The organism is Mycobacterium sp. E3251, assembly GCF_001666835.1.
Lineage (GTDB): Bacteria > Actinomycetota > Actinomycetes > Mycobacteriales > Mycobacteriaceae > Mycobacterium.
Genome location: NZ_LZJF01000153.1, coordinates 1 through 1835 on the forward strand (window position 1 = coordinate 1; position 1835 = coordinate 1835).

Annotated in this window: 2 protein-coding genes; both read left to right on the plus strand. The window is 62.8% G+C overall.

The features are described from left to right. Window positions 1–394 (plus strand): glycosyltransferase (locus A5697_RS18705; protein WP_369806128.1); only part of this gene is annotated, 394 nt, incomplete at its 5' end. 392 nt (window positions 395–786) lie between these two features. Next, a partial coding sequence (locus tag A5697_RS18710) for a glycosyltransferase (protein ID WP_082953476.1) occupies window positions 787–1835 on the plus strand: 1049 nt, incomplete at its 3' end.

The following is a 1835-nucleotide window of genomic DNA, read 5'->3' on the forward strand; positions in this document are numbered from 1 at the left end:
CGATTTCAGCGATGTGCCACTTCCCGCCCACGTCAAGGTCGTGGGCGCGGTGAATTATGCGACGGTCTTTCCAGCCTGTCGCGCGGTCGTTCATCACGGCGGCTCGGGCACCACGGCGGCAAGCCTGCGTGCGGGAGTCCCCACCCTGATTCTTTCGATGGACGTCAATCAAACCATTTGGGGGGGCCAGCTCAACCGGCTGAAAGTCGGTACGACGCGCCGCTTTTCGGCAACCACCCGCGAAACACTGGTCGCAGACCTGCGCCGGATACTTGACCCGGACTACGGCATGCGTGCGCGCGAAATCGCCAGGCACATGACCAAATCCGCCGACAGCGTGATCAAAGCGGCCGACCTCGTGGAGAAGTTTGCCAGCTCCCGGAGCCGCGCCTGATTGGCAACGCGCGAGCCGGGCTGTGTGCTGCCGGGTAAAGCCCCCGGACTCAGGGCGTCGGCGGCCAACGAGTTCCTGCTTCTCGACACACAAGGCCGATCCTTCTGGCAGACTGATATTGATCAGCCGACGATGCCTAGGTGGGTGTCACACCGTCTAAGGGTCGTGATAGTTCAAGGTCGGGGGGCAGAGGTCGATGAAGTTGTCGTCGTCGTACCCGACAAGGGCCGGTGAAAGTTGCTGCTTTGCCGGCTCCTGGAATCTGCATGGCCATGCGGCGCAATCAAAACGCAGTCAGTCCCAATCGGTAAGGGGCAGATCGAAATTAGGGGCTAAAGACCCTGTCTGCGGAGTTGCCTATGCATGGAAAAAGTGATTAAGGTTACAGCGCGATGAAGTTTGCTGTGGCAAGTTATGGGACGCGCGGAGACATCGAGCCGTGCCTTGCTATCGGCCGCGAATTGATGCGCAGAGGGCACGAAGTGCGCATGGCCGTCCCGCCCAATTTGGTTGAGCTCGCTCGAGAAGCGGGGTTGGCTGCCATCGGCTACGGGCCCGACATGCACGACTTCTGGAGCGATGAATTCATCCGCGACTTCTGGAAGAATTTCGCGCGCGGGCCCATCAAGTTGATGCGTGACGCCTGGGAGCCCGTGCTGCGGAACTGGCAGGAAATGAGCTCGTCCCTGATCTCGGTTGGGGCCGGGGCCGATTTGCTCTTCACGGGCCAGCTCTACCAGGACCTGGCGATCAACGTGGCGGATTACTACGGCATTCCGATGGCCACGCTGCATTACATCCCGATGCGACCGAACGGCCAGCTCGCCCCGAACCTGCCGGCGCTGCTAGTCCGCTCCGCGATGGCCACGCTGGACTGGGTCCAGTGGCGGGTGACCAAGAAGGCCGAGGACGCGCAGCGCCGCGCATTCGGTCTGCCGAAGGCAAAAGGTCCCGCGCCGCAACGGATGACGGCCCGCGGCGCGTTGGAGATCCAGGCCTATGACAAAGTGTGCTTTCCCGGGCTGGCCGACGAATGGGCGAAGTGGAGCGGCCAGCGCCCCTTTGTCGGGACGCTGACCATGGAGCTGACCACGGATGTCGACGACGAAGTCGCATCGTGGGTCGCTGCGGGAACACCACCCATCTGCTTCGGCTTCGGCAGCACAACGGTCGATTCGCCGGCCGAGACAATCACCATGATCGGCGAGGCCTGCGCGGAGCTGGGCGAGCGGGCGTTGGTGTGCTCTGGCAAAACCGATTTCAGTGGCGCCGCTCATTCGGACCACGTCAAGGTAGTCAGCGCGGTCAATTACGCAGCGGTCTTTCCCGCTTGCCGGGCCGTGGTACACCATAGCGGCGCGGGAACCACGGCAGCGGGCCTGCGCGCCGGAGTGCCCACATTGAGCCTCTGGAGCATGAGCGATCAGAAGATCTGGGCGGG